The organism is Streptomyces sp. NPDC087901, from assembly GCF_044742205.1.
In the GTDB taxonomy this organism is placed as follows: domain Bacteria; phylum Actinomycetota; class Actinomycetes; order Streptomycetales; family Streptomycetaceae; genus Streptomyces.
The window spans coordinates 262420-285285 of sequence record NZ_JBIUUC010000004.1 but is presented as its reverse complement, the minus strand read 5'-3'; the positions used below and the strand labels follow the sequence as shown (position 1 = coordinate 285285).

General features: G+C 68.8%; 22 protein-coding genes and 1 tRNA gene. 10 read left to right on the top strand and 13 right to left on the bottom strand.

The genetic code is table 11. The features are described 5' to 3' along the window. Positions 1–112: 112 nt before the first annotated feature. Positions 113–1270, top strand: coding sequence for an acyl-CoA dehydrogenase family protein (locus ACIOEW_RS15015; protein WP_401964141.1), 1158 nt, complete (start codon positions 113–115; stop codon positions 1268–1270). A 145-nt stretch (positions 1271–1415) separates the two neighbouring features. On the opposite strand, the gene ACIOEW_RS15010 is transcribed toward ACIOEW_RS15015, so the two are convergent. The 4 genes from ACIOEW_RS15010 to ACIOEW_RS14995 form a co-directional block, all read right to left on the bottom strand. After that, positions 1416–1760, bottom strand: a complete 345-nt coding sequence (locus ACIOEW_RS15010; RefSeq protein ID WP_401964140.1) for a rhodanese-like domain-containing protein — start codon at positions 1758–1760, stop codon at positions 1416–1418. 323 nt (positions 1761–2083) lie between these two features. Beyond that, positions 2084–3052 (bottom strand): J domain-containing protein, encoded by a 969-nt coding sequence (locus ACIOEW_RS15005; protein ID WP_362539906.1) that lies wholly within the window; start codon positions 3050–3052, stop codon positions 2084–2086. Positions 3053–3247: 195 nt separating this feature from the next. Then, on the bottom strand, positions 3248–4699 hold the full coding sequence (locus ACIOEW_RS15000) for a DUF2252 domain-containing protein (RefSeq protein WP_401964138.1): 1452 nt from the start codon (positions 4697–4699) through the stop codon (positions 3248–3250). Positions 4700–4903: 204 nt separating this feature from the next. Further along, positions 4904–6061 carry a hypothetical protein gene (locus tag ACIOEW_RS14995; protein WP_401964136.1) on the bottom strand — a complete coding sequence of 386 codons (1158 nt, stop codon included), beginning with the start codon at positions 6059–6061 and terminating at the stop codon, positions 4904–4906. Between the two features lie 90 nt (positions 6062–6151). On the opposite strand from ACIOEW_RS14995, the gene ACIOEW_RS14990 reads away from it, so the two are divergent. After that, complete coding sequence (locus ACIOEW_RS14990) at positions 6152–6616, top strand: MarR family winged helix-turn-helix transcriptional regulator (RefSeq protein WP_362539915.1); 465 nt, start codon at positions 6152–6154, stop codon at positions 6614–6616. A gap of 50 nt (positions 6617–6666) precedes the next feature. On the opposite strand, the gene ACIOEW_RS14985 is transcribed toward ACIOEW_RS14990, so the two are convergent. Continuing rightward, positions 6667–7014, bottom strand: a complete 348-nt coding sequence (locus ACIOEW_RS14985) for a helix-turn-helix domain-containing protein (RefSeq protein ID WP_326660046.1) — start codon at positions 7012–7014, stop codon at positions 6667–6669. Between the two features lie 123 nt (positions 7015–7137). Here ACIOEW_RS14985 and ACIOEW_RS14980 point away from each other — a divergent pair, with 123 nt between their 5' ends. Then, a complete protein-coding gene (locus ACIOEW_RS14980) occupies positions 7138–7749 on the top strand; it encodes an NAD(P)H-dependent oxidoreductase (RefSeq protein ID WP_362539918.1) in 612 nt (203 codons plus the stop codon). 274 nt (positions 7750–8023) lie between these two features. Here ACIOEW_RS14980 and ACIOEW_RS14975 read toward each other — a convergent pair. Next, positions 8024–8106 (bottom strand) — tRNA-Leu (locus tag ACIOEW_RS14975). Between the two features lie 314 nt (positions 8107–8420). On the opposite strand from ACIOEW_RS14975, the gene ACIOEW_RS14970 reads away from it, so the two are divergent. The 6 genes from ACIOEW_RS14970 (at position 8421) to pknB (ending at position 16533) form a co-directional block, all read left to right on the top strand. Next, positions 8421–9317, top strand: coding sequence for an FhaA domain-containing protein (locus tag ACIOEW_RS14970; protein ID WP_401964133.1), 897 nt, complete (start codon positions 8421–8423; stop codon positions 9315–9317). Positions 9318–9327: 10 nt separating this feature from the next. Then, positions 9328–9843: an FHA domain-containing protein gene (locus tag ACIOEW_RS14965; RefSeq protein ID WP_266780367.1), complete on the top strand. Its 516-nt coding sequence runs from the start codon at positions 9328–9330 to the stop codon at positions 9841–9843. Positions 9844–9972: 129 nt separating this feature from the next. Continuing rightward, positions 9973–11469: a Stp1/IreP family PP2C-type Ser/Thr phosphatase gene (locus ACIOEW_RS14960; RefSeq protein WP_401964130.1), complete on the top strand. Its 1497-nt coding sequence runs from the start codon at positions 9973–9975 to the stop codon at positions 11467–11469. 23 nt (positions 11470–11492) lie between these two features. After that, on the top strand, positions 11493–12911 hold the full coding sequence (locus ACIOEW_RS14955; protein WP_401964128.1) for an FtsW/RodA/SpoVE family cell cycle protein: 1419 nt from the start codon (positions 11493–11495) through the stop codon (positions 12909–12911). Beyond that, a complete protein-coding gene (locus tag ACIOEW_RS14950; protein WP_401964126.1) occupies positions 12908–14371 on the top strand; it encodes a penicillin-binding transpeptidase domain-containing protein in 1464 nt (487 codons plus the stop codon). Before ACIOEW_RS14955 ends, ACIOEW_RS14950 begins: the two co-directional genes overlap by 4 nt. Positions 14372–14538: 167 nt before the next feature. Beyond that, positions 14539–16533, top strand: a complete 1995-nt coding sequence (pknB, locus tag ACIOEW_RS14945; RefSeq protein WP_401964124.1) for a Stk1 family PASTA domain-containing Ser/Thr kinase — start codon at positions 14539–14541, stop codon at positions 16531–16533. A gap of 75 nt (positions 16534–16608) precedes the next feature. On the opposite strand, the gene ACIOEW_RS14940 is transcribed toward pknB, so the two are convergent. The 6 genes from ACIOEW_RS14940 to ACIOEW_RS14915 are packed head-to-tail and all read right to left on the bottom strand — an operon-like array spanning position 16609 to position 21183. Beyond that, positions 16609–17337, bottom strand: coding sequence for a class E sortase (locus ACIOEW_RS14940; protein ID WP_362539933.1), 729 nt, complete (start codon positions 17335–17337; stop codon positions 16609–16611). Positions 17338–17371: 34 nt separating this feature from the next. Beyond that, entirely contained in the window at positions 17372–18778 is a 1407-nt protein-coding gene (locus ACIOEW_RS14935; protein WP_401964122.1) for a class E sortase, read from the bottom strand. Further along, positions 18775–19413, bottom strand: a complete 639-nt coding sequence (locus tag ACIOEW_RS14930; RefSeq protein ID WP_362539938.1) for an aminodeoxychorismate/anthranilate synthase component II — start codon at positions 19411–19413, stop codon at positions 18775–18777. The genes ACIOEW_RS14935 and ACIOEW_RS14930 overlap by 4 nt, the downstream gene beginning before the upstream one ends. Further along, positions 19410–19598, bottom strand: a complete 189-nt coding sequence (locus ACIOEW_RS14925) for a hypothetical protein (RefSeq protein ID WP_326737391.1) — start codon at positions 19596–19598, stop codon at positions 19410–19412. Before ACIOEW_RS14925 ends, ACIOEW_RS14930 begins: the two co-directional genes overlap by 4 nt. A 57-nt stretch (positions 19599–19655) precedes the next feature. Beyond that, positions 19656–20390, bottom strand: a complete 735-nt coding sequence (locus ACIOEW_RS14920) for a class E sortase (protein ID WP_401964120.1) — start codon at positions 20388–20390, stop codon at positions 19656–19658. Between the two features lie 25 nt (positions 20391–20415). Continuing rightward, positions 20416–21183, bottom strand: coding sequence for a DUF881 domain-containing protein (locus ACIOEW_RS14915; RefSeq protein WP_401964119.1), 768 nt, complete (start codon positions 21181–21183; stop codon positions 20416–20418). A gap of 141 nt (positions 21184–21324) precedes the next feature. On the opposite strand from ACIOEW_RS14915, the gene crgA reads away from it, so the two are divergent. Next, the gene (crgA, locus tag ACIOEW_RS14910) at positions 21325–21579 is read left to right on the top strand and encodes a cell division protein CrgA (RefSeq protein WP_362539946.1); all 255 of its coding nucleotides are present in this window, start codon (positions 21325–21327) and stop codon (positions 21577–21579) included. Positions 21580–21879: 300 nt separating this feature from the next. On the opposite strand, the gene ACIOEW_RS14905 is transcribed toward crgA, so the two are convergent. After that, on the bottom strand, positions 21880–22779 hold the full coding sequence (locus ACIOEW_RS14905) for a rhomboid family intramembrane serine protease (protein WP_401964117.1): 900 nt from the start codon (positions 22777–22779) through the stop codon (positions 21880–21882). Between the last annotated feature and the right edge of the window lie 87 nt (positions 22780–22866).

Here is a 22866-nt window from a genome sequence, read left to right as displayed (position 1 = left end):
CGGCGGCACTGCGGGGCAGCCACCGCCCTGTTCCCTTCTTGTAGAACCTGTTCTATCTTGACGATCCGTCAGGTTCGGGTACGGGCGCAGCGGTTCGCGGGAGGCCAGGACAGTGGACTTCACCTTCACCGAGGAACAGCAGGCAGCCATCGAGGCGGCACGTGCCGTTTTCTCGGGCGTCGCCGTCGATGCGGTGCCCAGCCCCGCGCTCGTACCGGGGGCGGTGGCCGAGGACTTCGACCGGCCGCTGTGGGCCGGACTCGCCGCCGGCGACCTGCTGAGTCTGACGCTGGCTCCGGAGCACGGCGGGGCGGGCCTCGATCTGGTCGCGCTCTGCCTGGTGCTGCGCGAGTCCGCGAAGGTTCTCGCCCGGGTCCCGTTGCTGGAGACGTGCGCGGTCGCGATGGCGCTCCAGCGTTACGGCGACCGGGGTCTGGCGGCAGAGCTCCTGCCGGGCATCGGCCGGGGGGACCTGGTGCTGACAGTCGGCGCAAACGGCCGCACCGGCCACGACCCGGCCGAACTCGCCGTCACCGCACGTCTGGACGCCGACGACAGCGGCACCGGCGTCGGGGCGCACTGGATACTCGACGGGGTGCAGTCGGCGGTGCCGTGGGCCCAGGCCGCGGACTGGATCGCGGTGCCCGCCCACACCGGGGACGGCCGGGCCGTCCTGGCCCTGGTCCGCCGCGGCCACGAAGGTCTCACCATCGCCGAGCAGGTCTCCACCAACGGTGAGCTGTTCGGCGAGGTGGGGCTGGAGGCGGTACGGATCGAGTCCCGCCAGCTGATCGACGCCGCCGATGCCTGGGAGTGGCTTCGCTCCCTGCTCACCACCGGTACGTGTGCACTCGCGCTGGGTCTCGGCGAGGCCGTCCTGGCCATGACGAGCGAGTACACGGGCAAGCGCGAGCAGTTCGGCTTCCCCGTGGCGACCTTCCAATCCGTCGCCGTACAGGCTGCGGACCGCTATATCGACCTGCGGGCCATGGAGGTGACCCTCTGGCAGGCGGCCTGGCGGATCGACGTCGGCGGGACCGGCGCGCTGCCACCCGCAGGCGATGTCGCGGTGGCGAAGATCTGGGCGTCCGACGGGGTCCGCCGGGTCGTGCAGACGGCGCAGCACCTGCACGGCGGTTTCGGCGCGGACACCGACTACCCCTTGCACCGCTTCCACGCCTGGGCGAAGCAGATCGAGCTCTCCCTCGGGCCGGCAGCGGCCCACGAAGAGGCCCTGGGCGACCTGCTGGCCGCACACCCCCTCGACTGACACCGCCGGCCCAGCCACGAACGAGCATGGCCCGGAACGTCCACAGCCCTGCCGGGCGACGCGACATAACCCTGGCCCGGCCCGACGACAGAGCCTGGGACCTCTCGACGAGGACCCGGGCCCGCCGGACAGATGAAGAGCGAGGTCAGACGACGAAGGCGGGGGTGCCGTTGTCGGTGACCATCGGGCGGCCCGCAGCGTCCCAGGCGAGCATGCCGCCGTCGATGTTCACGGCATCGATGCCCTGCTGCACCAGGTACTGGGTGACCTGGGCGGACCGGCCGCCGACCCGGCACATCACGTGCACGGGCCGGCCGTCCTCCGCCGCTTCGGTCAGCTCACCGAACCGGCCCACGAAGTCACTCATCGGAATGTGCAGGGCGCCGTCTACATGCCCGGCCGCCCATTCGTCGTCCTCCCGGACGTCCAGCACGAAGCCGTCCGCCGGCACCGCCGTGACGTCGACCGCGGGAAGCGGGGCGAAATTCATGGGTCATGCCTTCTCTCGTTCAAATGCGCACTGAAGTCACCGGAAACGCTACCGGAACCAGCCGCAGCGCATCGGGCTTCGGCCCGGCGGTGAAGCGATTCCGAGCACTGCGCCGAGCGACAGGCGGGAGCGGTCCGTCCTGCTGCTCGATGTACGGGCGGACGACGGGCAGTGGCGTCCGCCCGCCGGCCCGACGAAGGAGAGCCACGCCGTAGGCGCTGTGCCCGCCAGTAGTGCCGGGCCCAGCGCGCATGAAGCAGAAACCCACCGAAACGGTCAGCCGACCGTGGCAGGAATCCCCGCCCCAAGGGCGAGGGCGAAACTCAGTGCGCCAGGCCTGCCAGCTCGGTCTCACGCTGCGACACCTCGCCGAGCAGCTGCTCGGCGATCTCTTCCAGCAGGTGATCCGGATCATCCGGCGCCATCCTCAGCATGGCGCCGATCGCGCTCTGCTCCAGCTCCTGGGCGAGCACCGTCAGCAGTTCCTTGCGCTGGGTCAGCCAGTCCAGCCGGGCGTAGAGCTCATCGGCCTCGCTGAGCTCCGCCTCGGGCAGGACCGGCCCGGCCGCCCACTCCTGGGCCAGCTCCTTGAGCAGCGCCTCGTCCCCACGCCCGTATGCGGCATTGACGCGGGTGATGAACTCGTCCCGGCGAGCCCGCTCGTTCTCGTCCTGGGCGAGGTCCGGGTGGGCCTTGCGCGCCAGCTCGCGGTACAGCTTGCGTGCCTCGTCGGTAGGCCGGACCCGCTTCGGCGGCCGGACCGGCTGCTCGGTCAGCATGGCCGACGCCTCGGGGGACAGCCCGTCGGAATCGATCCAGTCGTGGAACAGCTCGTCGACGCCCGGCATGGGCATCACGAGCGAGCGTGCGTCCTGTGCCTTGCGCAGATCCTCAGGATCGCCCGTTCTCGCGGCCCGCGCCTCGGCGATCTGCGCGTCGAGCTCGTCGAGCCGCGCGTACATCGGGCCCAGCCGCTGGTGATGCAGCCGGGAGAAGTTCTCGACCTCGACCCGGAACGTCTCGACCGCGATCTCGAACTCGATCAGAGCCTGCTCGGCCACCCGCACGGCATGCGCCAGCCGTGCCTCGGGACGCGCCTGCTCCGTGGTCTCACCTGTTGCGGCCGTATCGGCGGCAGCACCGGACGTCTCACCGGCTGCGGCATCTCCCGCGGCGCTGTCGCCGTCGGAGGACACAGCGGCAGGGGAGCCGGGCTGCTCGTCCTGCTGGGCGTCGTCCTGCCTGGCATCGTCGTTCCGGGTGGTCGGTACCCCGGGGGCTTCGTGGGTCACCCGTCCAGCGTATGGCCACCGCCCGCGTGCCGAGGACACGCGGTCACCACAGCAGACCTCACGCCCTCACGCAGCGGGCCTCGCACCTCCGCCACAGCGAGGGTCAACACCCCTCACAGGGCAGGCCTCACACCCCCCACACCGGGCCTCACCCCCACACACACAGCGGGCGTCACACCATCCGCACGGCAGGCCTCACACCCCCTGCTCAGCGGCTATCCGCCCTGCGCCGATGGCCTGCACCAGCTCCGCGTGGTCCGCCTCGGTACGGTCCGCATACGTCACCGCGAAGGCCGCCACCGCCTCGTCCAGCTCGTCATTCTTCCCGCAGTACCCCGCGATCAGCCGCGGATCGGCGCTGTGCGCATGTGCCCGCGCCAGCAGCGCACCGGTCATCCGGCCGTAGTCGTCGACCTGGTCGGACTCCAGCGCTGCCGGGTCGACGCTGCCCTTCCGGTTCCTGAACTGCCGCACCTGGAAGGGCCGGCCCTCCACGGTCGCCCAGCCCAGCAGGATGTCGCTGACGACCTGCATCCGCTTCTGTCCGAGCACCACCCGTCGCCCTTCGTGCCCCACCTCGGGCACATCGAAGCCCACGGCGGGCAGATAGGGCGCCAGCACCGACGGCCTGGCCTCCTTCACCTGCAGGACCAGCGGCTCACCCCGGTGATCCAGCAGCAGCACCACGTACGACCGAGTGCCCACGCTCCCCGTGCCGACCACCCGGAACGCCACATCGTGGATCGCGTACCGGGCCAGCAGCGGCACCCGGTCCTCCGAGACGGTGCCCAGATAGTCGCCCAGCCCCGCCGCCACGGCCGCGGCCTCCGCGTCCGGCACCCGACGCAGCACAGGGGGCGCGTCGACGAACCGGCGCCCGCCGTCCCCGGAGTCCTCCGTGGACTTCGCGGCGAAGCGGGCGCTGGTGTTGTTGCGCGCCTTCTCCGACACCCGCTCCAGGGTGCCCAGAAGATCCCGCGCGTCCGTGTGCGAGACCAGTTCCTCGTCGGCGATGGCATTCCACGCGTCGAGCGCGGGCAGCCGTGCCAGCAGCCGCATGGTCCGCCGGTACGCGCCCACCGTGTCGTACGCGCCCCTGCGGCAGGTTTCCTCGTCCGCACCGGCCTCGCGCCCCGCGAGCACCAGCGAGGTGGCGAGACGCTTGAGGTCCCACTCCCAGGGGCCGGCCACGGTCTCGTCGAAGTCGTTCAGGTCGATGACCAGGCTGCCCCGGGCATCGCCGTACAGCCCGAAATTCGCCGCGTGCGCGTCACCGCACAGCTGAGCGGCCACTCCGGTGACGGGTGTACCCACCAGGTCATGGGCCATCAGTCCCGCCGAACCCCGCAGGAACGCGAACGGGGTGGCGGCCATCCGCCCCACCCGTATCGGTGTGAGACCCGGCACCCGGCCCTGATTCGACTCCTCGACCGCCCGCACCGCATCGGGCCGCTCCACGGACAGCGCCAGGGAACTGTGCGAGGAGCGGGGCACGTGCCGGCGCAGTGCCTTGCCCGCGTCCCTCGGCGACAGCGGTGCGCTCCGGTCCCCCGGGTCCGTTCGGCGGGCGAACCCGGGCACGACCGGAATCCGCGCACCGTCTTTCACGGCCCGCTGTACCGGCACCGTCGCTTCGATCTCGCTCATGGCGTGCAGCCTCCCCCGACCGCACCCGGCGCCGCGGTCAGCGTCCGGAGTCCCGGTCCAACATCAACTGCCGAAGACGGTACCGCTGTCCGCCGATGACCGTCTGCCCCTGTGGACAACTGACCGAAGCACCTGTGGACAACATCAACCCCCGCCCTCGCCCCGGGCGAAGAACCGGCCGGAACGACGGTCCGAGAGCCCCGCTCAGACGCCCACGGCCTCCTCCATCTCCTCTTCCGTCCGCTGTTCCGCCCGCTCATCGGCCTCCGCCGCACCCTGGGCCGCACCCCGACCCGGCACCGGCGCTGCGGCGGCCGTATCGGCCGGCACATCGTGCGGTTCCGGCACCGACGTCGCGGCGGGCGGCACGGCGTCCACGCGCCGCTTCCGCTCGGCCAGACCGGCCAGCGCCATCGCCGCGACACCCACCACGAACCAGAGACCGAGTACCAGCAGATGTCCGCCGAGCGCGTGCCCGCCGAAGTACACATGGCTGCGGACGCCTTCGATGAACCCCGCCCCGTTCCAGAACGAGTGCAGCGCGCCGAAGAACCCGGGCTGCAGTTCAGGCCGGAAGATGCCTCCGGAGCTGGTGAAGTTCAGCATCACGAACAGCACCATGACGCCGAGCGTGGTCCACCGCTTGAGGAAGGTGTGCAGCCCGACACCGATCAGCAGAATGCCCGCCGAGTAGAGCCACGCCATCGCCCACACGCCTCCCAGCCCGTGGTCCACGATCCCGAAGAGCGGCCCGGCGAACACCGCCCCGATAACACTCACCACGAGCGACGCGGCGCCGGCCAGCGCGGCCCTAATCCGCAGCGCCAGCACCGCGCCGGCCCCGCCGATCACGGCGACGGACGCGTACGAGCCGATGCTCACCGCGACCAGCAGGAAGAAGATTCCCTGCCCGGTCGGATCGCCGTCCGCGGTGGGAGCCGTGTTCGTCACCTTCAGCGGAGCACCCTGTCCGGCCGCCACCTCGGTGAATACCTTCTCCACCACGGTCGCGCTGGTGTCGGAGGATGCCGTGGCCACCAGCAGCTCCGGGCTCCCGCCGGGCACATAGGCGCCGTAGCTGTCCTGCGTCCTCAGGTGGTCGACGGCCGTGGCACGGTCGGCGACCGTATGGACGCTCAGCGCCCCGTCCCCCTTGTCCTGAAGCGTCTGGGCCAGCACCTGCGCACTCGGCCCCGACCCGACCACGTCCACCCGCAGATCGTGCGGCTCCGGGGCGTGGAACGCCCCGAGGTAGGCCAGCCCCATGCCCACGCACATCAGCAGCGGCGTGACGAGATGGCTCAGCACATGACGCAGTGCGGCAGCTTGGGAGCCGGCGGCGGCACTCGGGCCTGTGGACATCGGAACGCTCCAGACAATCGAGAGATAGTTGGCTTTTACAACTCTCATGTCGTTGTACTATACAACTTAAATTTCGAGGAAGGCCAGCCCGTGCCAGGCACACCCGGAGAACGTGAAGAATCGCTGGACGTCATCCAGCGCGAACTGACCGCCTTCGCCCGTCGGGCGCGCGCCGCCGCAGCGCGCCTCCACCCCGACCTGCCTCTGGTCTCGTACACACTGCTGGCACACATCCACGACCGGCACGGTTGCCGTGCCACGGATCTGGCGGCGCACTACATGCTCGACAAGTCCACGGTCAGCCGCCAGATCGGCACCCTGGAGAAACTGGGCCTGGTCGAACGCCACCCGGATCCGGATGATCACCGCATCCAGGTGCTGCACCCCACCGAGGCCGGCGCACGGGCCCTCACCTCGACTCAGGCCAGCCGTCGCGCCGCCTACAAGGAACGGCTCGCGGAATGGACGGCGGACGACCTCGCCCGGTTCGCCGCGTACCTGCTCCGCTACAACTCGACGAGCAGCTCCAGCAGCCCGGAAACACCGAACGACTGAGTCACGGACTCACGCCCCGGGCTCCCGGCCGCGGGGCACCCGGGCAAGGCCTAGCAACCGCCGAGGTCGTCCTTCAGGTGAGTCTCGGCCCAGCTCCCCAGCTCCTTGAGCGCGGGCTCCATCGCGGCACCGGCCTGCGTCAGGCGGTACGACACCCGCAGCGGCGGCCCCTCGTCGACCTCGCGGACCACCAGGCCCGCCGCCCCCAGTTCGGTCAGCCGGTCCGAGAGCATGCGCTCACTGATGCCCGGAATGGCCCGCCTCAAGTCGGCGAAGTGCACGGGCTGTTGCATCAGCACGGAGACGATCGGCCCCGTCCAGCGCTTACCGAACAGCTCGAAGACGCGACTGATCCCCACGTCCACCCGCCTGCACGCCTGCTCGCTGTGATCCGCCATCTGCCCAGAGTACTGCGTGCGCGTGAGGTGCTTACTATTCGTAAGCCACTATGTTATTACTAGGTACGTACGAAATATCGGGCGCTGCACCGCGCCGCTCCTCACCGAACCGTGGAGACCCTCATGGCCACCCTCCTGCACCTCGATTCCGCCGTCTTCCCCCAGGGCTCCGCGTCGCGCGAGGTCACCGCCGCGTTCGTGCAGACCTGGCGCGAGCAGCACCCCGACGGGACCGTCGTCTACCGCGACCTCGCCGCCGAGCCCCTTCCGCACCTGAATGCCGAGGCCGCCGCAGCCGGTGCCGAGCACCCGCTGCGCGGCGAGCTCGCCGCGGAACTCGCCGCCGCGGACGCGGTTCTGATCGGCGCCCCTATGTACAACTTCACGATTCCGTCGACGCTCAAGGCATGGCTCGACCACGTGATCATCGTCGGCCACAACGTCGGCCCGGACAGCCCGGTGGCCGGCACCCCGATCACCGTCGTCGCCAGCCGCGGCGGCTCGTACGCGGCGGGCACCCCGCGCGAGGACTCCGAGTTCGTCCAGAACTATCTGGAGACGCTGCTGACGTCGATGTTCGCCGCCGAGGTCGACTTCATCGTCCCGGAGCTCACCCTGGCCCACACCAATCCGCAGATGGCCGAGCTCATCCCGCTCGCCGACTCCTCCCGCGCCAAGGCGTTCACCGACGCCTCGGAGAAGGCCAAGGCCCTCGCCTCCCGCCTCGCCGCCTGAGACCCAGAGACGGCCCGAGGGTGGCCCGAGGACCGCTAGAGACGATCCGAGACGACCCGAGACCGGCCGAGGCAACCCGGGACGCAGGGCAGCGAAGACAGGAAGGGCCGGAGTCCGTGGACTCCGGCCCTTCCTGTCTTCGGTAAGCCCGTTTCGCCGACCTCGCCCGAGGGATCGAATCGGGCGTTTCACGTGAAACCAAACCCCCAGGCACCCACCCGGCCCCGAACTGAAGAAGCCCCACAGGCCATTGGCCTGTGGGGCTTCCTTCTTGTGCGCGAGGGGGGATTTGAACCCCCACGTCCCGAAGGACACTGGCACCTGAAGCCAGCGCGTCTGCCGTTCCGCCACTCGCGCATGAGTGGTGTTTCCAGACTCTCACTTGTGTGGTGAGCGCCTGGCGACAAACGGAAGATTAGCACGCTGGACAGGGTGGATTCACATCCGTTTGTTTCGCCGAACGCCCGAAGGGAACCGGGAACCCGGAGCCGCCTCCCCCCACTCCTCCTGAGTGCACCCAAGGTGCGGGACACTGTCAGGAGGCCGCCTCTACGATCCGTGTGAGGGGGGACACTCATCCACAGTGCAGACAAGGGGAACCAGCCGATTTCCCGACGCGTGGATACGATCAGTAAGCAGTACAGGGACGACGACACCGGAGGAGGTGCCCCATGGGAGTCATGAAGCGTTTCGAGCAGCGTCTCGAAGGTCTGGTCAACGGCACCTTCGCCAAGGTGTTCAAGTCCGAGGTCCAGCCGGTCGAGATCGCCGGTGCCCTCCAGCGGGAGTGCGACAACAACGCCACCATCTGGAACCGCGAGCGGACCGTCGTCCCCAACGACTTCATCGTCGAGCTCAGCGCCCCTGACTACGAGCGTCTCAGCCCGTACTCCGGCCAGCTGGGCGACGAGCTCTCCGGGCTGGTCAGGGACTACGCCAAGCAGCAGCGGTACACCTTCATGGGACCCATCAAGGTCCACCTGGAAAAGGCGGACGATCTCGACACCGGCCTCTACCGGGTGCGCAGCCGCACCCTGGCGTCGAGTTCGTCACAGCACGACCAGCCCGGCCAGGGTGGCCAGCAGGGATTCCAGAACCACCCGGGACAGCAGGCAGCACCGCCCGCCCGCCCCGGGCCCGGGCGCCCCCAGGCTCCCGGCGGCTACGGCTACCCGCCCAGCTCCCCCCCGCCCATGCCCGCGGCCCCGCCGCCGGGCGCCAGGCACGGTGGAGCCCCGGGACCCGACCGGCGTCCGCCGGCCACCCCCAGCCCCCTGCCGAACGCGCAGGTGCGACGCTGGATCGAGATCAACGGCACCCGCCATCAGATCTCTCGGCCGACGCTGGTGATGGGACGCAGTACCGACGCCGACGTACGGATCGACGACCCCGGCGTCTCCCGCCGGCACTGTGAGATCAGGACCGGAACTCCCTCGACGATCCAGGATCTGGGGTCCACCAACGGCATCGTCGTAGACGGGCAGCACACAACCCGCGCTACGCTCCGCGACGGCTCGCGGATCGTCGTGGGCAGCACCACCATCGTTTACCGGCAAGCCGAAGGGTGAAGCGGGGGCAATGTCAGAGCTGACCCTTACGGTCATGCGGCTAGGATTCCTGGCTGTTCTGTGGCTGTTCGTGATCGTGGCCGTCCAGGTCATTCGAAGTGACCTGTTCGGAACGCGCGTCACGCAGCGCGGCTCACGCCGCACTGCTGCTGACGCACGGCCTCCACAGGCACGCCAGACCGCTGCGGCACCGCCGCAGCAACGCCAGCAGCCCGGCCGCCAGCGCCGGGGAGCACCGACCAAACTGGTCGTGTCCGAAGGGACGCTCACCGGCACCACGGTGGCTCTCCAGGGGCAGACCATCACGCTGGGCCGGGCCCATGATTCAACGATCGTGCTGGACGACGACTATGCGTCCAGCAGGCATGCCAGGATCTACCCCGACCGTGACGGCCAGTGGATCGTCGAGGATCTCGGGTCCACCAACGGCACGTATCTGGACCGGACCCGTCTCACCACCCCGACGCCTGTTCCGCTGGGCGCGCCGATCCGGATCGGCAAGACCGTCATCGAGCTGCGGAAGTAGTACGACAATGAGCGAGCGGAGCGAGCGAGCCGCGGTGGCCCGGGCATCGGACCCGGCCGGGCTCCCGACCGGAGGGTGGGCAGTGTGGCTCGAGACCGGCTGTACCCCGAACCGACGGGCGAGGTGCGCATGAGTCTTTCCCTGCGCTTCGCCGCCGGATCGCACAAGGGCATGATCCGCGAGGGCAACGAGGACTCCGGCTATGCCGGACCGCGTCTGCTCGCCATCGCCGACGGCATGGGCGGCCAGGCAGCCGGTGAGGTCGCCAGCTCCGAGGTGATCTCCGCGCTCGTCCAGCTCGACGACGACGTGCCCGGCTCCGACATCCTCACCTCGCTCGGTACGGCGGTCCAGCGGGCCAACGACCAGCTGCGCATGATGGTCGAGGAGGACCCCCAGCTGGAGGGCATGGGCACCACGCTCACCGCACTCCTGTGGACGGGCCAGCGCCTCGGCCTCGTACACGTCGGCGACTCGCGCGCCTATCTGCTGCGGGACGGCGTCCTGACGCAGATCACGCAGGACCACACCTGGGTCCAGCGGCTGGTCGACGAGGGCCGGATCACCGAGGAGGAGGCCACCACCCACCCGCAGCGCTCCCTGCTGATGCGCGCGCTGGGCAGTGGCGACCACGTCGAGCCCGATCTCTCCATCCGTGAGGTCCGGGCCGGCGACCGCTATCTGATCTGCTCCGACGGGCTCTCCGGCGTCGTCTCCCACCAGACGATGGAGGAGACGCTCGCCAGCTACCAGGGCCCGCAGGAGACCATCCAGGACCTCATCCAGCTCGCACTGCGCGGCGGCGGTCCGGACAACATCACCTGCATCGTCGCCGACGTCCTCGACGTGGACAGCAACGACAGCCTGGCCGGTCAGATCAACGACACCCCGGTCATCGTCGGAGCCGTCGCGGAGAACCAGGCCGCCCAGCTGAACGACGGCGGCGCCATGGAGACCCCAGCCGGTCGCGCGGCCGGCCTCGGCCGCCCCGTCCCGCCGCCCGCGGGCGGCTTCGGCCCTCCCGGCAGCGGTGACGACGTCGGCTACGACGGGATGCCGGACGGGTCCTTCGGGTCCTACTCCGACGACGACTTCGTCAAGCCCGGCGGCCGCAAGTGGCTCAAGCGGTCCCTGTACATCGTGCTCGCCCTGGCGGTCATCGGCGGCGGTCTGTACGGCGGCTACCGCTGGACCCAGACCCAGTACTTCGTCGGCGCGAAGAACGACAACGTCGCGCTGTACCGCGGCATCAGCCAGGACCTCGCATGGGTCTCGCTCTCGAAGGTCGAGACGGACCACCCCGAGATCGAACTCAAGTACCTCCCGCCCTACCAGCGCAAGCGGGTCGAGGCGACGATCGCAGAGGGCAACCTGGCCGACGCCCGCCGGAAGATCACCGAGCTCGCCACCCAGGCCACGGCCTGCAAGAAGGACGCACAGCGCCGCGCAGCCGAGAAGAACGCGCCCAGTGACGAGGGCCAGGCAGGCGGTACGGACACGGACGCCACCAAGACGTCCACGCCGTCCGGCACCACCAAGACCAAGCAGACTTCAACGACTCCCACTCCGGGTCCCAGCCTCTCGGAGGAAGAGAAGAAGCTGGTCCCGCAGTGCGGTAAGCAGTAAAGCCGTAGGGGGCCTTCAGCACCATGAGCGTTGTCACCAACACGACCACGATCGGCGCGATCGACGCACCGAGCCGGCGCAACACCGAACTGATGATGATGATCTTCGCCATCGCCATCTCGGTGTTCGCCTACGCCAACGTGGGGCTTGCCATCGATGGATCGCTGCCCTCCGGCATGTTCGGATACGGGCTCGGCCTGGTCCTGCTCGGCGGCGTGGCCCACCTCGTGGTGCGCAAGTTCGCCCCGTACGCGGACCCGCTGCTGCTGCCCCTGGCCACGCTGCTCAACGGGCTGGGCCTGGTGCTGATCTGGCGGCTGGACCAGTCGCAGCGGCTGATCGACCGGGCCGAGTCCGCATGGGGAAAGTTCACTCCAGACGCCCCCAAGCAGCTGATGTACTCGGCGATCGGCGTAGCACTGCTGGTCGCGGTACTGATGATCCTCAAGGACCATCGCATCCTGCAGAGGTACACCTACATCTCGATGGTGGGGGCCCTGGTTCTGCTGATCATGCCGATGTTCTTCCCCGCGGTGAACGGCGCGAAGATCTGGGTCAGCCTGGGCCCCTTCTCCATCCAGCCCGGCGAGTTCGCGAAGATCATCATCGCGATCTTCTTCTCCGGGTACCTCATGGTCAAACGTGATGCCCTGGCCCTGGCCAGCCGTCGCTTCATGGGCTTGTACCTGCCGCGCGGACGAGACCTCGGCCCGATCCTCGTCATCTGGGCGCTGTCGATCCTGATCCTGGTCTTCGAGACCGACCTCGGTACGTCCCTGCTGTTCTTCGGCCTCTTCGTCATCATGCTGTACGTCGCGACGGAGCGGACCAGCTGGATCGTCTTCGGCCTGTTGATGTCCGCGGCCGGGGCCGTGGGCGTCGCCACCTTCGAACCTCACGTGCAGTCGCGTGTGACCGCCTGGCAGGACCCCTTCGCCTGCTACTCCACCGACGTGAGCGGCGCCTGCGAGCAGATCTCGAACGCCATCATGTCGTTCGGATCCGGCGGCACCCTGGGCACCGGCTGGGGCCAGGGACACTCCGACCTGATCGGCTTCGCCGCCAACGCCGACTTCATCCTCTCCACGGTCGGCGAAGAACTCGGTCTCGCTGGAATGATGGCTGTTTTGCTGGTCTACGGCCTCATCGTCGAGCGCGGCGTCCGTACGGCACTCGCCGCGCGCGACCCCTTCGGCAAGCTCCTCGCGATCGGCCTCTCCGGCGCCTTCGCCATCCAGGTCTTCGTCGTCGCCGGCGGTGTCATGGGCCTCATCCCGCTGACCGGTATGACGATGCCGTTCCTCGCCGCCGGTGGTTCGTCGGTGATCGCCAACTGGGCGCTGATCGGGATTCTGATCCGGATCAGTGACACGGCACGCCGCCCCGCTCCCGCCCCCGCCCCGTCCTCCGACGCCGAGATGACCCAGGTGGTCCGCCCGTGAACAAGCCCCTGCGCCGGATCGCGATCTTCTGCGGAATCCTCATCCTCGCCCTGCTCGTCCGCACCAACTACCTCCAGTACGTGCGGGCCGACGAGCTCAACACCCGCGACGAGAACCGCCGCGTCCGCATCGAGCGGTACGCGAACGAACGCGGCAACATCATCGTGGACGGCGGCAAGTCCGTCACCGGGTCCGTCGAGACCAAGAGCGGCGACTTCAAGTACAAGCGGGTCTGGCAGAACGGCCCCATGTGGGCCCCCGTCACCGGCTACTCCTCGCAGGCCTTCGGCGCCACACAGCTCGAAAGCATCGAGGACGGCATCCTCACCGGCAACGACGACCAGCTCTTCTTCGACCGCACCATGTCGATGTTCACCGGTGACAAGAAGCAGGGTGGCAACGTCGTCACCACGCTCAACGGCGCCGCCCAGAAGGCGGCCTTCGAGGGACTCGGCAGCAAGAAGGGCGCCGTCGCCGCCCTGGACCCGCAGACCGGTGCCATCCTGGCGCTCGCCAGCACCCCCTCGTACGACCCCTCGACCTTCGCGGGCAACTCGGACAAGGACTCCAAGGCCTGGCAGAAGCTCCAGAAGGACAAGGACAAGCCGATGCTCAACCGGGCATTGCGCGAGACCTACCCGCCCGGCTCGACCTTCAAGGTCGTCACCGCGGCCGCCGCTCTGGAGAACGGGCTCTACACCGACATCGACGCGGCCACGAAGTCGCCGCTGCCCTGGCGCCTTCCGCTGACCACCGGAAAGCCCCTGGCCAACGAGGGCAACATTCCGTGCGAGAACGCCTCGCTCCGGGAAGCCCTGCGGATGTCCTGCAACACCGTCTTCGGCAAGATCAGCGATGACCTGGGCAACCAGAAGATGATCGACGAGGCCGACAAGTTCGGCTTCAACAAGGAGATCTTCACCCCGGTCCGCTCCGCCGCGAGCATCTACCCCAAGGACAACCGCCCGCAGAACGCCATGGCCGGCATCGGGCAGGCATCCAACCGAGCCACCCCGCTCCAGATGGCCATGGTGGCCGCCGCAGTCGCCAACGACGGCAAGCTGATGCAGCCGTACATGGTCGCCAAGCGTCAGTCTCCCGGCCTGGACGACATCTACACCCACGAGAAGGAGCAGCTCAGCCAGCCGCTCTCGGGTGAGAACGCCCAGAAACTCCAGCAGATGATGGAGACCGTCGTCGAGTCCGGCACGGGTACGAACGCCAAGATCCCGGGTGCCACCGTCGGCGGCAAGACGGGTACCGCACAGCACGGCCTCAACAACAGCGAGAAGCCGTACGCCTGGTTCATCTCGTACGCGAAGACCGACAGCGGCTCCCCCGTCGCCGTGGCCGTGGTCGTCGAGGACGGCAGCGCCGTCCGCGACAACATCTCCGGTGGCGGCCTGGCCGCCCCCATCGCAAGGGCCGTCATGAAGGCGGTCGTCGACGGCGAGAAGTGACGCCGTTCACACCGGGCACCGTATCTGCACATTGGGATACCGGTCAGGTATCAGGTATTGCCTGCGGGCTGATCACGTAGTGCGCGGCCGGTAGCGTATGCGCGAACAGCACACCGCCGGACCGCACACCGGTGCGGTCAGGACTGACGGAGAGGGCTGGAACAGTTATGGAAGAGCCGCGTCGCCTCGGCGGCCGGTACGAGCTGGGCTCGGTGCTCGGCCGTGGTGGCATGGCCGAGGTCTACCTCGCTCACGACACCCGGCTCGGCCGCACCGTAGCTGTGAAGACGCTCCGGGCGGACCTCGCCCGCGACCCGTCCTTCCAGGCCCGGTTCCGCCGTGAGGCCCAGTCCGCCGCCTCGCTCAACCATCCGGCGATCGTCGCGGTCTACGACACCGGTGAGGACTACGTCGACGGGGTCTCGATCCCGTACATCGTCATGGAGTACGTCGACGGGTCGACACTGAGGGAACTCCTGCACTCCGGTCGCAGACTGCTGCCCGAGCGCACCCTCGAAATGACCGTCGGGATCCTCCAGGCGCTGGAGTACTCGCACCGCGCCCAGATCGTCCACCGGGACATCAAGCCGGCGAACGTCATGCTGACGCGCACCGGCCAGGTCAAGGTCATGGACTTCGGCATCGCCCGCGCCATGGGCGACTCCGGCATGACGATGACCCAGACCGCGGCCGTCATCGGAACCGCCCAGTACCTCTCCCCGGAGCAGGCCAAGGGCGAGCAGGTCGACGCCCGCTCCGACCTGTACTCCACCGGTTGTCTGCTCTACGAGCTGCTGGCCGTCAGGCCGCCGTTCGTCGGGGACTCACCCGTCGCGGTGGCCTACCAGCACGTACGGGAAGAGCCTCAGCCGCCCAGCAACTTCGACCCCGAGATCACGCCCGAGATGGACGCGATCGTGTTGAAGGCCCTCACCAAGGACCCCGACTACCGCTACCAGTCGGCCGACGAGATGCGCGCCGACATCGAGGCCTGCCTCGACGGTCAGCCGGTCGCGGCGACCGCGGCGATGGGAGCGGCCGGTTACGGCGGCTACGGCGGTTACGACAACGACCAGCCCACCACCGCCCTGCGGGCCGCGGACCAGCACGGCGACCGGACGTCGATGCTGCCGCCGGTCAACCCGGACGACGGCGGCTACGGCTACGACGACCGCCCCGACCGCCGCCGGCAGAAGAAGGGCAACACCTCGACGATCCTGCTGGTCATCGCGGGCATCCTGGTGCTGATCGGCGCGATCCTCATCGGCAAGGCGGTCTTCGGCGGCGACGGCGACAGCGGCGACGGCACGTTCAAGGCGCCGAACATGGTCGGCTCGACCGTCAAGGAAGCGAAGCTGCTCGCGGACAACACCAGCACCATCCTCAAGCAGGGCCCGAAGGAGGAGTGCGAGGAGCAGCCCGCGGGCAAGATCTGCCGGCAGACGCCGACGAAGGACCAGACGGTCTCGGAAGGCGACACCATCACGGTCTTCGTCTCCAGCGGTGCTCCGAAGGTCAGCGTCCCGGACGTCACTGAGAAGTCCGAGGAGAACGCGCGCAAGGTCCTTGAGGACCAGGGGTTCACGGTCACCGTTAATTCGGTCGAGACCGCCGACGCGGATCCGGGGACCGTCCTGGATCAGACGCCGAAGGGCAACGCGAAGGCAGAGAAGAACTCCGAGGTGAAGCTCTCGGTCGCCACGGAGAAGCTGCTCACGGTGCCTCCCGTGACTGACCGTCAGTACGACGCCGCGCTGGCCCAGCTCACGCAACTCGGCTTCACGAATGTCGGCAAGTCCGAGGTCGACAACGCCGAGAAGGAAGCGGGCATCGTGGTCGGCCAGACCCCGGGGCCCAACGAGAAGGTGGGCAAGGACACCGCGATCCTCCTCAAGGTGTCCAAGGGCCCGACGCAGCCCGCGACGGTTCCCGTGCCGGACGTCAGGATGAAGCCGGTGTCCCAGGCCAAGCAGGAACTGGCCCAGGCCGGCTTCACCAACATCCAGTTCGCGGAAGGCAACTCGGGTGACGACAAAGCCATCGTGACCGGCAGCGACCCACAGCCGGGCACCCAGGCCGACCCGGCCGCCACCACCATCACGCTCACCACCATGGGCGGGAACGGGAACGGCAACCTCCTCGGCGGGAACAACGGCCGCTAGCCGGCATTCATGGCACAACGCAGGGCCCCGGTCACCTCAACGGTGACCGGGGCCCTGCGTTTGTCGGTACCCGGATCAGAGCAGCTCCGCCGGCTTCGTACGGTCGCGGTCGACCTTCTCCGTACGCACCAGCTCGCCCCAGACGATGTAGCGGTACTTCGACGTGAAGACGGGGGTGCACGTCGTCAGAGTGATGTAGCGGCCGGCCTTCTTCGCGCCCGAGCCCTTCGGGACCGACTGGAGCACGTCGACGTTGTACTTCGACGTCTCGGGCAGTTCGTTGAAGACCTTGTAGACGTACCAGGTGTCCTTGGTCTCGAAGACGATCGTGTCCCCGGTCCGCACCTTGTCGATGTTGTGGAACTTCGCCCCGTGGCCGTCACGATGGGCGGCCAGGGTGAAGTTCCCCTTCTTGTCCGAGGGGAGCGCAGACTTCACCGGATCGGTGTAGTAGCCGGCGATGCCGTCGTTGAGGTTCTCGGTGTCGGTGCCCTTCTTGACGAGCACCTCACCGTTCTTCATCGAGGGGACGTGCAGGAAGCCGATGCCGTCCTTGGTGTCCAGCGCGCCCGGACCGCCGGCCCAGCGGTCGCGGACGGTGTGGCTCTGCTTGGTGGCCTCGCGGTCGGCGAGCACGTTCGTCCACCAGAGGGAGTAGACGACGAAGAGCCCCAGCACCAGGCCCGAGGTGATCAGGAGTTCACCGAAGACACTGACGGCGGTCGCGACAGGATGACGGCGCCTGGGCCGCACCGGCGGCGCCGACTCACCGATCTGCTCTTCGTCCTCGGTCCTCGCTGCCACCGCACCGCCCCTGTCGTGATGTCGTTCGGCCCGCTCAGTCCAGAAGCGCGTCGGGCTTTCCCTTGCTGCGCGGCCGTTCGTCGACCATCTTGCCCCAGACGATCAAACGGTACGTACTCGTGAATTCGGGCGTACAGGTCGTCAGGGTGATGTAGCGGCCGGGCTTCTTGAACCCCGACTGCGGCGGTACCGCCCCGATGACCGACACGTTGGACGGTGAGGTCTGGGGAAGGACGCTCGTCATCTCGTACGTGTAGTAGGCATCCTGCGTCTCCACCACGATCTTGTCGCCGGGGGTCAGCCGGTTGACGTAGCGGAAGGGCTCGCCGTGCGTGTTGCGGTGGCCGGCCAGGGCGAAGTTGCCCTGCTTGTCCGAGGGCATCGCCGTGCGCAGCGGTTCCTCGCCGTAGTGCCCGACCATCCCCCGGTCGAGGACCTTCTCCTTGCTGATGCCCTCGGCGATCGGCGTGACCACGTCGAGTTTCGGGATGTGGATGATGGCGAAGCCCTCACCCGGCGCGAACGCTCCGGGGCTGCGTTTGCCGTGGGCCCAGTCGTCCTGGATCTTGTGCGTCTCCTTGCCGGCGATCTGTTCGGCGCGCACGTTCGTCCACCACAGCTGGTAGGTGACGAACAGCAGCATCAGAACGCCCAGCGAGATGAACAGCTCGCCGACCACCCGGCTGACGACGACCGCGGGGCTGTCCTTGGCCGCCTTGGCGGCCCGTCGCGCCTCGACGCGTGACATCGGCTTCGGGGGTGTGCCGGCCGTGCCTTCGGCCCCCGCCGTCGCGGGCTCCGGCTGCCCGTCGCCGCGCCTGCGGCCCCGGCCCTTCGCCGCGCGGCGCCGCTCCGCCCGCCCCCCGGTGGCCGGAGTGGAGGTGTCCGGCGCGTCGGCTTCACCGGATCCGTCGGCTCCTGAATCGCGCTCCGGTTCGGGGCGGGGAGCCACCACCGGCAGGACCGCGGTCGCCGCCCCGTCGGCGACGGCTGCGCGCCGGGTGTCCGCCGTCCGCAGCGCGACGGTCTCGTCGGTGAGCCGGAGCGGCTCCGCGGACGGGGCCGTGGGCACTGCGGCGGGCGGAGCCTGCGCGGGCTCCTGGTGGCCGTACCAGTCCCGTTCGTAGCCCTCGGGGTCGTACCACTCCCGCGGAGGGTCCTGGGCCGCCTGCGGCCCGTGTGGCGCCTGCGTCGATGCCGTCCCGGTGCCGGGTTCTGCCGCCGCTGCGCCGTCCGTGGCCGCCGGTGCAGCGGGAACGCTTTCCGCCTGGAACCACGGCGATGCGTGCTGCCCCGGCAACGGATCGTTCAGCGGATCCGCCAAGTGGTCCACCGCGGCCTCGAACGCACCCGCGGCATCGAACCCACCCGCCGCCTCGAACCCACCCGGTTCGTACGGGCCGTCCCGTCCGGCGTCGGAACCGTGGCGGGGTGGCGTCACGCGACGGCCTTGCCCACCACCGGCGCGAGTCCCGCCGACCTCTCGACGGCTCCGGCGTCACCGCACTGCGCCAGCCAGTTCGCCAGCATCAGGTGGCCGTACTCGGTGAGCACCGACTCCGGATGGAACTGCACTCCCTCGACCGCCAGCTCCCGGTGGCGCAGCCCCATGATGATGCCGTCGGCCGTCCTGGCGGTGACCTCCAGCTCCTCGGGAACCGTGTCCGGCTCGGCGGCGAGCGAATGGTAGCGGGTCGCCGTGAACGGTGAGGGCAGTCCGGCGAAGACGCCCCTGCCCTCGTGGAGCACCGGGGACGTCTTGCCGTGCAACAGCTCGGGGGCGCGGTCGACCACGCCGCCGTAGGCCACTGCCATCGACTGCATGCCCAGACAGACACCGAAGACCGGGACACCGGTCGCCGCGCAGTGCCGCACCATGTCGATGCAGACGCCCGCGTGCTCGGGGGTGCCGGGTCCGGGCGAGAGCAGGACGCCGTCGAATCCGTCCTGGGCGTGGGCCGTGGTCACCTCGTCGTTGCGGAGCACCTCGCACTCGGCGCCCAGCTGGTAGAGGTACTGGACGAGGTTGAAGACGAAGCTGTCGTAGTTGTCCACGACCAGGATGCGGGCGCTCATCGAAGGGCCCCCATCGCGCTCGCGCCGTCGCCGTCCACCGTCACATCGCCGAACGGAAGCAGCGGCTCCGCCCACGGGAAGACGTACTGGAACAGGACATAGACGACCGCCAGGGCGAGCACGAGCGAAATGAACCCTCGCACCCACGCGTTGCCCGGCAGATGCCGCCAGATCCAGCCGTACATGCTGACCCCTCCATTAGGTACGGGACCCAGACTAGAGCCTGCCCCGAGAGCCGTGGGTCAGCTGTGGAAAGCCGCCGGTCTGCCGGCGGTCACGGGCTGCGTCGCATCCAGGTGTGCCCAGGCGATCAGCCGGTGGCTGCTGCCCCACTCGGGCTCGCAGGTGGTCAGTGTCAGATAGCGGCCGGGCCCGTCGAAGCCGGACTTTCGGGGGACCGGGTCGATGACGCCGACATCACTCGGGACGGTGCGGTACGGCTTCCTGTCGATGCGGTACGTGAACCATGTCGTCCCGTCCGTCACCAGCACCGCGTCGCCGGGGCGCAGCTTCGGGAAGTCCTTGAACGGATCGCCGTACGTACGCCGGTGGCCGGCCACCGCGAAGTTCCCGGTCTCACCGGGTCCGGCGGTGCCACGGTAGTGGCCGAGACCCTTCTGCAAGGTCTTGACCTCGGTGTTCTCCAGGACAGGCCGCTCCCAGCTCTTGCCGAAGCGGGGTATGTAGAGCATCGCGAACGGTTTGCCGTCACGGAGCGCCTTGGCGGCCGGGGCCTTCGGAGCGGGCGATTTCGGTGACTCCGACGCCGACGGTGCGGGGGCGGGAGCGGGAGCGGGAGCGGGTACGGCCACCGCCTCCTGCGCCCACTGTTTCTGCAGGTCGTCGATCTGTCCCTCGGTCGCGCCCGCGGCCTTCACACCGGTCCAGAACAGGATGTAGACCACAAAGAGGATGATCAGGGCGCCTGCGGTGATGCACAGTTCGCTGAACGTCCTGACGATCAGTCGCACCGACACCGGTCGGCCTCCCCGCAGCTGCTCGCTACTTCACCGGCTCCGCATAGTGGAGATCCACTGTGCCCGAGTAGCCGGGAAGAGTCACCGCCCCGTACTCATCGACTTTCCAGCCGAGCCCGTACGCCTTCACGTACAGCAGGTAGTTCTGGATCGCCGGGGAGGCGTCGAGGGCCCCCTTCAGCTTTCCGGGATCACCGACGGCGGTGATCTTGTACGGCGGTGAGTAGACCCGCCCCTGGAGGATCAGGGTGTTGCCGACGCAGCGCACCGCGCTGGTGGAGATCAGCCGCTGGTCCATGACCTTGATGCCGCGGGCACCGCCCTGCCACAGGGCGTTGACGACCGCCTGCAGGTCCTGCTGGTGAATGACCAGGTCATTGGGTTGCGGATCGGGGTAGCCGGGACTCGCGGTGGCGTTCGGCGGGGCGTCGTCGAGGGTGACGGAGACCGCACGGCCGGAGAGCTTCGCGGTCCCTGCGGCGCGCTCCAGCGCCTTGAGCCTGGCGTCCTCCGCCTTGGTGCTGCCGTCGTCACGCTGGGCGAGGGTGTCGATCTCCTCGCGCACGGAGGCGGCGGACTCGTCCAGGGCGGCATTCTTCTGGCTGCGTTCCTGAATGAGATCGGAGAGTTTCAGCAACGAGGAGTCCGTACGGATATTGGTGCCCTTGGCGGTATTGGCGCTGGTGACGAAGATGAGGCCCGCCAGGGCGAAAACGGCAGCGGTGAGCACTTTGGCCGGATGCCGGAAGGTGCGCCGGACCGGCCCTGGGGGAGAGTCGGCAGAATTGCTCAACGTACCCTTATCTCCTTCGGTGCCACGGAAGCACTACGCTAACGGACGCCCGGGGGAGGCAGCATTCCCCCTCGCGCCCAGCCCCGGCGCCAGCCACAGTTCCCTGCGCGGTCACGCAGCGCATCGACAGGAGAGTTCCTCGTGCCGAAGTCACGTATCCGCAAGAAGGCCGACTTCACGCCCCCTACGGCGAAGCAGGCAACCAACATAAAGCTGACCAACCACAGTTGGGTGGCGCCGGTGATGCTGGCGCTGTTCCTGATCGGTCTGGCCTGGATCGTCGTTTTCTACGTGACCGACGGCGACCTGCCGATCACGTCGCTGGGGAACTGGAACATCGTCGTCGGCTTCGGCTTCATCGCCGGCGGCTTCGGCGTCTCGACCCAGTGGAAGTAGCTCCGAAGACCGCGTAGGACCACAGCGGGCACCCGTCCCGCAACCCCTGCCCTGAGTTACCCACAGCGTTATCCACAGGCGGGGGAAAAGGTCAGACGATCTGTGGATAACTCCTCGGCCGTTGACGCCGGTGTGACTGCAGCCGGCCCCGATGTGGGCGGCACGCCCCTTGTCCTTGCTGGATAAATCCAGCTCAGCGACAAGGGGCGCAGTTATATCCGCAGGATGCACAAGATCGCGTGCACGCTGTGGACAACTTCGATCACAAACGGTCCAAATCGGGCTTAGTGGCGTCGCCACTTATGTCAACGCGGCCGTTCTGACGACCACGATCAGGATCACCACGGCCAGGGCCACGGCACAGGTGCCGTACTGCACGAGATTCCGCCGCTCGCGTGGGGCGTGCACCATGCCGATCGCGATCAGCGCGCCGGCGACCAGCCCCCCGACATGCGCCTGCCAGGCGATTCCGCCCCAGGGGTTGAACGTGATGACCAGGTTGATCGCCAGGAGCGTGAAGACCGGGCGCATGTCGTAGTTCAGCCGGCGCATCAGCACCACGGTGGCACCCAGCAGACCGAAGATGGCTCCCGAGGCACCCAGGGAGGGCTGGTTCGGCGCGGCAAGCCAGTAGGTCAGGGCGCTGCCGGCCAGCCCGGAGAGCAGATAGAGCGCGAGATAGCGGGCACGGCCGAGCGCCGCTTCCAGCGGACCGCCGAGCCACCACAGACCCAGCATGTTGAAGGCGATGTGCCACACCTCCTGGTGCAGGAACATCGACGTCACCAGCCGGTACCACTGGCCCTCCGCGACGCCTTCGGGCGGGCCTCCGTAGTAGAAATTGGCCCGGCCCAGCAGCACCAGGTCGTCGACCAGCGCCTTGTCGGCCAGCACCGCGACGAACACGGCGAGGTTGATCCCCAGCAGGATCTTGGTGACCAGCCGGGGGTCGGCCGCGACCGTGCCGCCGGCGATCGTACGCGGCCGGCTCGCGGCCGGGTGGTGTCCCGTGCCGGACCCCTGGCGCACACAGTCCGGGCACTGGAAGCCGACCGAGGCGCTGACCATGCAGTCGGGGCAGATCGGGCGGTCGCAGCGAGTACAGCGGATCGCCGTCCCGCGGTCCGGGTGCCGGTAGCAGCTGACCGGACCGTCGACCGGCGGGGTCGGGTCCTGGCCGCCCGGCGGCTGCTGGTCCATCGGTCCCATCACTCCCGGTCCCCTCGGTCCTCGTGTCGTGGCAGAGCACGCACGGCACCGCCCTGCGCGTCCGCTCTCATATCAAGT

What these genes read in the sequence shown, in the direction of transcription:
- ACIOEW_RS15010 (WP_401964140.1), bottom strand. Translation starts at nt 1,760, where the DNA reads ATGAATTTCGCCCCGCTTCCCGCGGTCGACGTCACGGCGGTGCCGGCG.
- ACIOEW_RS15000 (WP_401964138.1), bottom strand. Translation starts at nt 4,699, where the DNA reads ATGAGCGAGATCGAAGCGACGGTGCCGGTACAGCGGGCCGTGAAAGAC.
- ACIOEW_RS14995 (WP_401964136.1), bottom strand. Translation starts at nt 6,061, where the DNA reads ATGTCCACAGGCCCGAGTGCCGCCGCCGGCTCCCAAGCTGCCGCACTG.
- ACIOEW_RS14985 (WP_326660046.1), bottom strand. Translation starts at nt 7,014, where the DNA reads ATGGCGGATCACAGCGAGCAGGCGTGCAGGCGGGTGGACGTGGGGATC.
- ACIOEW_RS14980 (WP_362539918.1), top strand. Translation starts at nt 7,138, where the DNA reads ATGGCCACCCTCCTGCACCTCGATTCCGCCGTCTTCCCCCAGGGCTCC.
- ACIOEW_RS14970 (WP_401964133.1), top strand. Translation starts at nt 8,421, where the DNA reads ATGGGAGTCATGAAGCGTTTCGAGCAGCGTCTCGAAGGTCTGGTCAAC.
- ACIOEW_RS14965 (WP_266780367.1), top strand. Translation starts at nt 9,328, where the DNA reads ATGTCAGAGCTGACCCTTACGGTCATGCGGCTAGGATTCCTGGCTGTT.
- ACIOEW_RS14960 (WP_401964130.1), top strand. Translation starts at nt 9,973, where the DNA reads ATGAGTCTTTCCCTGCGCTTCGCCGCCGGATCGCACAAGGGCATGATC.
- ACIOEW_RS14955 (WP_401964128.1), top strand. Translation starts at nt 11,493, where the DNA reads ATGAGCGTTGTCACCAACACGACCACGATCGGCGCGATCGACGCACCG.
- pknB (WP_401964124.1), top strand. Translation starts at nt 14,539, where the DNA reads ATGGAAGAGCCGCGTCGCCTCGGCGGCCGGTACGAGCTGGGCTCGGTG.
- ACIOEW_RS14930 (WP_362539938.1), bottom strand. Translation starts at nt 19,413, where the DNA reads ATGAGCGCCCGCATCCTGGTCGTGGACAACTACGACAGCTTCGTCTTC.
- ACIOEW_RS14925 (WP_326737391.1), bottom strand. Translation starts at nt 19,598, where the DNA reads ATGTACGGCTGGATCTGGCGGCATCTGCCGGGCAACGCGTGGGTGCGA.
- ACIOEW_RS14905 (WP_401964117.1), bottom strand. Translation starts at nt 22,779, where the DNA reads ATGGACCAGCAGCCGCCGGGCGGCCAGGACCCGACCCCGCCGGTCGAC.